The sequence below is a fragment of the Priestia sp. P5_B4 genome (assembly GCF_056400385.1).
Genome location: NZ_JBFULJ010000162.1, coordinates 1 through 6,474 on the forward strand (window position 1 = coordinate 1; position 6,474 = coordinate 6,474).

The following is a 6,474-nucleotide window of genomic DNA, read 5'->3' on the forward strand; positions in this document are numbered from 1 at the left end:
GGAATATCTATCTATTTGAAAAGCCACGCAAAGCATATGCTTTGCGTGGCTTTTTTAATGATGTACCGCCGGATAACCGTGATGTATAATGGTCATCACGGTAAACCATCCGAACACACCGAATGTTAGTACCGAAAAACCAATGCCTAATATGTTTTTATTTCTAAAAGATGAAATAGCTGCAAATACGCCTAGCAATGTTGTTAGTGCAAAAATAATCATAAGACCCACTCGAAGAAACCTCCTTTAGGCAACTTAAAATTAAAGCGCTATCATTAGCTTATCCCTTTAATTGTAAAACTTTTCTAACCGTTTGTCGAGATGAAAACCAATCTTTCTTTCGCCTTATTAGCTTAGAAAGGTCCTTACTTTCATTTATAAGATGATGTGTGTATGATAATGCATATAACGGAAATAAATTTTACAAGGAGGATACATTATGAACTATCATCGTATACCGCTAGGACCTATTCAAACGAATTGTTATGTCGTTGCTAACGAAAAAAAAGAGTGTTTAGTTTTTGACCCGGGAGCTCAGGGGAAACAGCTCGTTGAATTTCTAGAAAAACAAACGTATAAACCGTTGGCTATTTTGCTGACACACGCTCATTTTGATCACATTGGAGGAGTAGATGAAGTGATGAATCACTACTCTATCCCGCTTTATGTACATAAAAATGAAAAAGAATGGCTTCATAATAGTGATTTAAACGGTTCGAAATTTTTTGATTTAGGAGAAATTACGGCTCCAGATGCAACTGATATTATTTCAATCGAAGGCAATTTAACAATTGGCTCATTCCAATTTGAGGTGTACGAAACGCCTGGCCATTCTCCTGGCAGCGTTTCATATTATTTTAAACCGGGTAACTTTGTAGTATCTGGTGACGCGCTTTTTGCAGGCGGCATTGGACGCACAGATTTACCTGGAGGCAATCAAGCTCAGCTGTTAGAAAGCATCGAATCGAAATTGCTGTCCCTTCCAGAAGATACGCTTGTACTAAGCGGTCACGGACCTGAAACAACTGTGGGGCACGAAATGGATCAAAATCCCTTCCTAAATGGTTTTTAAGAATACAAAAAGCGATGGAAGCCCATCGCTTTTCTCTTTACTGTCCTGGTGTCATCATAAAAGTTGACCAATACGTGAACCCCACAAAAAAGACGGTCAAATATGCTCCGAAAACGTAAATGTACATTCTTTCAGACAGCTTTAAATAACTAAGAATTACAAAAAAGCCTGTTTGAGCTAAAAAGAGTAAAGAAGTCTTATGCATGTGACCGAGGTAAAACATTACAGTGAAAATTGCTGTCCAGAACCCCATTACACGGTACATTCGTTCCACGTCCATTTCCTCCTTTATCAAACTTAGTTAGTGTCATGATGAATGTCATCGCTGTGTAAGCACTAGAAAGCACTTATGAAACTATATCGATACTTTTCCATTATAATACATCCTTTCTTTCCTGAAAACGCTATCTTTTCCTTGAAATACGACAGAAGAAAAAAAGTTATACAAAACATGTGCAAAAAACTATACAAAAGTTATACAAAACGTGTACAATGTATATAAACAATCTATAACTAAAAAAACGGGAGGGTTTCATATGGAAGAAATTAAATTTTATACGTACCCGAGCTGTACATCTTGTCGTAAAACGAAAAAGTGGCTAGTGAAGGAAGATGTAAATTTTAAAGAGCGTCATTTATTTAGAGAAACACCTACTCATAAAGAAATGCTTGAACTTCTTTCTATGACAACAGAAGGGATGGATGAACTTCTTGCTAAAAGAAGTCAAGAATATAAAAAGTTAAATGTTGATGTGGATAGCATGACGCTATCAGAAGTGGTCAATTTATTAATTGAACATCCTCGTTTGCTTCGCCGACCAATTTTAACAGATGGTAAAAAACTTGTAGTAGGCTATAATGAATCTGCTCTTAAAAATTTAGTCAAGAAAAAAACAAGTCTTGCTTCTCTAGTTGTGTAAGTGTACATGATGAAGAAGCTCAATTCAGTAAATAATGAATAAAACGACAGCGTAGAGTTTTACATCACGTTGTCTTTTTTTATGTAGTCGTTTAGAGGTGTACAGAAGTTGTACATCGTGTACAAGGACTGAAGGGAAGAAAAGAAGCGTATACTAAAAAATTATAAAAAATGAAAAAAGAAGGAGGAAAATCTCGAAAAAGGTCGAAATTACTTTTTCTAGATGTTTTACCAATCATCTTGATTACAAATAAAGGAGTGATGATCGTTTGACCGAAATTGAACAGTTTGCTACTTACGTTATACGAGATGCATATGAGTGCCAAAGTTCTGATGTGCATATTGTGCCCCGAAAGAAAGATGCTGTGATTCAGCTGCGAATTGACCAGGAGCTTATTTTAAAGAGGGTTATTTCAAAGGAAATGTCTGAACGGCTCATTTCGCATTTTAAATTTTTAGGGGGAATGGATATTGGTGAGCGCAGAAAACCTCAAAATGGTGCATTGACCACTTCCATTGATCACTATCAAGTAAATTTGCGTTTATCAACTCTTCCTACTTCTCATGATGAAAGTCTTGTTATTCGGCTTTTGCCTCATCAACAATCTACATCTCTCAAACATTTATCTCTTTTTCCTGAACATACTAAAAAGCTTATTTCTCTCTTGAAATTCTCTCATGGATTAATTATTTTTACCGGTCCTACAGGATCAGGTAAAACCACTACTCTATATACTCTTTTACACGAAGTAAAGCACCTTTTTAATCGAAATGTTATTACACTAGAAGATCCTATTGAAAAACCGAGTGAAACTGTGCTTCAAGTACAGGTAAATGAACGGGCGGGAATTACGTACACGACTGGTTTAAAAGCTATATTGCGCCATGACCCAGACATTATCATGGTGGGAGAAATAAGAGATAGTGAGACTGCCAAAATTGCTGTGAGAGCAGCGCTTACCGGACACTTGGTTTTGACAACGATGCATACTAAAGATACAAAAGGATCTTTGTACAGGCTGCTTGAATTTGGCGTTAGCTTTCAAGAAATGGAACAGACTCTTGTAGCAGTAGCTGCACAGCGCCTTGTAGAAATTCGCTGTCCGCTGTGTTCCGGAAAATGCCACCCCGCTTGTAAAAAAATGAGGAAGCATCGTCAGTCCAGCATATACGAATTGCTTTATGGAAAGGAGCTTAGCGCAGTGATGAGAGAAGTGAAAGGAGAAAATGCGGATTATGATTATAAGACGCTCCGAGATGTGATTCTAAAAGGAATCGCGCTAGGCTATTTATATCCGCATTCGCTAGACGGATGGGGATAAAGACAAATAGACAAAAAAGGTGGTCTCTTGCTCAGCAAGCGAAAATTCTTAAGCAGGTCTCTAAGCTCTTGGAAAAAGGCTATACTCTTTCTCAAGCTCTTTCGTTTTTGACGTTTCAAGTATCTAACAAAGAAAAAACGGATATTGAAAAATGTCTTGAGCAGTTAAAACGAGGAGAATCTTTGCACGATGCTTTTGTTAAACTTCAGTTTCACCGTGATATTTTAAGCTATTTATATTTTGCGGAACAGCATGGAAACCTTCAATTTGCTTTAAAAGAAAGCAGCTCAATGATTGAAGAAAAAGTAAGGCATCGTAAAAAATTTCAAAAGCTTGTTCAATATCCCGTATTGCTACTGCTGTTTATTCTTTCCATTTTATTTGTTTTAAGTACGGTTTTACTTCCACAGTTTGAAGCTCTATACTTATCCTTTGGAAACAAGCAGTCTTCGTTTATCCTCTTATTTATGCAGGCGATGTCGTTCTTTCCTTTTGTATTGCCTGCAGTCATCAGTATGCCAATCATCCTGTATTTGTTTTATGTGATGTACATTAAAAAATTGCCTCCAGTAGTTCAAATGCAGCTCTTTATGAGAGTTCCCGTTATCCGAACGTTCACACGGCTATTTAACTCGTACTTTTTTTCTGTTCATATGAGCAATTTACTAAATGGTGGTTTATCTATTTATGAATGCTTTGCTCTTTTTCAAAAGCAAGAGCATCATCCGTTTTTTCAAGTGGAAGCTTTTGCTTTTACAGATCAACTTTCCTCAGGAATGCGATTAGATCATATCGTTTCAGGTAAATCTCATTATGAAAAAGACTTGGCACACGTTATTGTGCATGGCCAGCAGAACGGTGAGCTTTCTCAAGAACTGTATGATTACAGTCTATTTATGATGGAAAGAATGGAACAGTTTATTTTTCGTATTTTAAAATATGTACAGCCGCTTACATTCTTATTCATCGGAATTGTCATTCTGCTTATGTATATGTCCGTTATGCTTCCGATGTTAGAAGTGATGTCGAGCTTGTAGAAAGGGGAAAGAATATGATTCTAAAAGGTGATAAAGGATTTACCCTTATTGAAATGCTCATTGTTATGCTCATTATTACCGTGCTTTTGCTCATTATGATTCCAAATGTATTAAAGCATAATACGGTTATTAACAACAAAGGCTGCTCAGCTCTTGTCAAAACCGTAGAGGCTGAGGTACAAGTATACGAACTTGAAAATGGCGAAAAACCAAGTCTAGAAGAGCTTGAAGCAGGAGGCTACTTAAAAGAAGGTACCGTGTGTCCAAATGGTCAAGCCATTCAAATTGACGGTACCGGAAAGGTTACAGCTAGTGGTTCTTCTTAAGCAAAAAGGATTTACCCTCATTGAGATGCTGATGGTTTTATTTATTGTGCAAGTGATGATGTTTTCCATTATTGTAGCCATTCGTCCGCTTGTGGAATATTACAAAATCACATTATTTTTGCGACAGCTGCAAAGCGACACGTTTTATGTGCAGCAGACAGCCATGAACCGAGAATCTCCAATTAAAATTAACTTCGCACCGAAGGGAACAGAATATATTGTTTCTGATTCTCGTGCCGTTCTTTATAAGCGCGCCTATGACTCCACCATTCATATCACGTTTGGAAGCGGAAATTCCACGATACAATACAACAAAAACGGCAATATTTCTCAAGCGAAGACCATTTTTATCAGCAATCAAAAATTTAAATATAAAGTTATTTTTCAAATAGGCAGAGGGCGTTTTTATGTGGACAAGATCTAAGGGTCAGCAGGGCTACACTTTGTTAGAAATGCTTGTTTCATTTAGTATGCTTTTACTCCTAACCGGTACAATTATTCCTTTGTATGTTCAGATGAAGGAAGCAGAAAAGAAGCAATATGTTTCGTATCAAGCCGATGCTATCTTGCACGAAGAGCTATTGAAATATAAATATGAAGCAGGATATAAACGGCGAGAAAAAATCGTAAAAGAAAACGTTGCGTTTTATCTGAAGTGGGACGGAGAAAGTGCTCAAAAGCTTTGTGTAGAATGGACAGATTCCGCTGAGAAAATGAAAAAGAAGTGTGATGTGATGTTGAAGTGAAAAGGGAAAAAGGTTTTACGCTTGTAGAGATGTTAGTCAGTTTTACTCTTTTTTTGATCATTGTTTCATTTTTCCCCATTATCATTCCGCTAGCGAAGCAAACATATAATCCGGACTTTAGTATGAATGAAATGGAGTGGGAAATCTTTGTAAATCAACTTGCTATGGAATATCGAGAAGCAAAAGAAGTAGGAATTCATGCGACTACGCTTACGTTGAAAATGGAAAATAATCAGATCATCACTTATGAACGCTATGAAGACAAGATAAGAAGACGAGTGGATGAAAGCGGTCATGAAGTTGTGCTGCAGCACATTAAGAATATTATGTATGAACAGCAAAAAGAAAGGCTGTTAATTCGTTCAACAGACGGTGTTAACAAAGTTAGAGAAGAAACCATTACGACGTTTTTGATGCTTGCTCATGAAACATAATGAGCAAGGATTTATTCTCCCCGTTGTTTTGGCATTTTGTGCGCTTTTTCTTCTGTTAGTAGCTCAGCAAACCACTTATTTTGTGACGAAAAGTTCATTTTATCAAGAAGTAGAGCAGAAAAATCGCCTGCAGCATCTTTTAGAAAACGCGGTTGTACATGTAAAAAAAGAAATAAAAGAACATAATAAATCTCCATTTGCATCTTTAGTATTAGAAACTGGTACGGTTTCATACGAAGTAGTAAGTGAAGATGAACAGATGATTATCCTAAAAATAAAATGTCAAACATTGCAAGGAAGAGCATTGACGGAAACGGCATATATTCAAAAAAAGGATCAGCACATTGTGAAGTGGACGGATTAAGTCTCTTTCTCTCCGGATATAATAGGGCTGAGGAGTTGATTATATGAAAACGAATGATTATGTAAAATATATGACTCAGCAATTTGTACAATATATGGATCAGCCAAAAGAAGAGAGGAAAACGAAAAAAATTCAAAAAAAAGAAGAGCGAGCACCTTTTGCAAACAGATGGTTTGGAATGATTCCGCTGTCGTTTATGCTGTGGTATCGAAAGAAAAAAGAAAGATGAGCATATTATATGCTCATCTTTTTTT

The 6,474-nt window shown here is 36.6% G+C and carries 12 protein-coding genes; 10 read left to right on the forward strand and 2 right to left on the reverse strand.

Translation table 11 applies throughout. The annotated features are described in order from the left end of the window. Window positions 1-54: 54 nt before the first annotated feature. Entirely contained in the window at window positions 55-231 is a 177-nt protein-coding gene (locus AC1DRF_RS13820) for a DUF2759 domain-containing protein (protein WP_013059181.1), read from the reverse strand. Window positions 232-439: 208 nt separating this feature from the next. Here AC1DRF_RS13820 and AC1DRF_RS13825 point away from each other — a divergent pair, with 208 nt between their 5' ends. Continuing rightward, the gene (locus AC1DRF_RS13825) at window positions 440-1,072 is read left to right on the forward strand and encodes an MBL fold metallo-hydrolase (RefSeq protein WP_034648929.1); all 633 of its coding nucleotides are present in this window, start codon (window positions 440-442) and stop codon (window positions 1,070-1,072) included. A 37-nt stretch (window positions 1,073-1,109) separates the two neighbouring features. On the opposite strand, the gene AC1DRF_RS13830 is transcribed toward AC1DRF_RS13825, so the two are convergent. Then, window positions 1,110-1,346: a DUF2626 domain-containing protein gene (locus AC1DRF_RS13830; protein WP_013059179.1), complete on the reverse strand. Its 237-nt coding sequence runs from the start codon at window positions 1,344-1,346 to the stop codon at window positions 1,110-1,112. Window positions 1,347-1,608: 262 nt separating this feature from the next. Here AC1DRF_RS13830 and AC1DRF_RS13835 point away from each other — a divergent pair, with 262 nt between their 5' ends. The 9 genes from AC1DRF_RS13835 to AC1DRF_RS13875 all read left to right on the forward strand — a co-directional run bounded on the left by AC1DRF_RS13835 (window position 1,609) and on the right by AC1DRF_RS13875 (window position 6,449). Continuing rightward, window positions 1,609-1,992 (forward strand): Spx/MgsR family RNA polymerase-binding regulatory protein, encoded by a 384-nt coding sequence (locus tag AC1DRF_RS13835; protein ID WP_013059178.1) that lies wholly within the window; start codon window positions 1,609-1,611, stop codon window positions 1,990-1,992. A gap of 268 nt (window positions 1,993-2,260) precedes the next feature. Next, window positions 2,261-3,313, forward strand: coding sequence for a competence type IV pilus ATPase ComGA (comGA, locus tag AC1DRF_RS13840; protein ID WP_477740948.1), 1,053 nt, complete (start codon window positions 2,261-2,263; stop codon window positions 3,311-3,313). Beyond that, window positions 3,304-4,350, forward strand: a complete 1,047-nt coding sequence (comGB, locus tag AC1DRF_RS13845) for a competence type IV pilus assembly protein ComGB (protein ID WP_097824594.1) — start codon at window positions 3,304-3,306, stop codon at window positions 4,348-4,350. Before comGA ends, comGB begins: the two co-directional genes overlap by 10 nt. Window positions 4,351-4,364: 14 nt before the next feature. Beyond that, window positions 4,365-4,676, forward strand: a complete 312-nt coding sequence (gene comGC / locus AC1DRF_RS13850; protein WP_477740949.1) for a competence type IV pilus major pilin ComGC — start codon at window positions 4,365-4,367, stop codon at window positions 4,674-4,676. Continuing rightward, the gene (comGD, locus tag AC1DRF_RS13855) at window positions 4,663-5,100 is read left to right on the forward strand and encodes a competence type IV pilus minor pilin ComGD (protein WP_477740950.1); all 438 of its coding nucleotides are present in this window, start codon (window positions 4,663-4,665) and stop codon (window positions 5,098-5,100) included. The genes comGC and comGD overlap by 14 nt, the downstream gene beginning before the upstream one ends. Then, window positions 5,084-5,422 (forward strand): prepilin-type N-terminal cleavage/methylation domain-containing protein, encoded by a 339-nt coding sequence (locus AC1DRF_RS13860; RefSeq protein WP_427075293.1) that lies wholly within the window; start codon window positions 5,084-5,086, stop codon window positions 5,420-5,422. The genes comGD and AC1DRF_RS13860 overlap by 17 nt, the downstream gene beginning before the upstream one ends. Next, complete coding sequence (comGF, locus tag AC1DRF_RS13865; RefSeq protein WP_013059172.1) at window positions 5,419-5,856, forward strand: competence type IV pilus minor pilin ComGF; 438 nt, start codon at window positions 5,419-5,421, stop codon at window positions 5,854-5,856. The genes AC1DRF_RS13860 and comGF overlap by 4 nt, the downstream gene beginning before the upstream one ends. Next, on the forward strand, window positions 5,846-6,220 hold the full coding sequence (gene comGG / locus AC1DRF_RS13870; RefSeq protein ID WP_043976241.1) for a competence type IV pilus minor pilin ComGG: 375 nt from the start codon (window positions 5,846-5,848) through the stop codon (window positions 6,218-6,220). Before comGF ends, comGG begins: the two co-directional genes overlap by 11 nt. 43 nt (window positions 6,221-6,263) lie before the next feature. Further along, a complete protein-coding gene (locus AC1DRF_RS13875; protein WP_013059170.1) occupies window positions 6,264-6,449 on the forward strand; it encodes a YqzE family protein in 186 nt (61 codons plus the stop codon). Window positions 6,450-6,474: the final 25 nt, after the last annotated feature.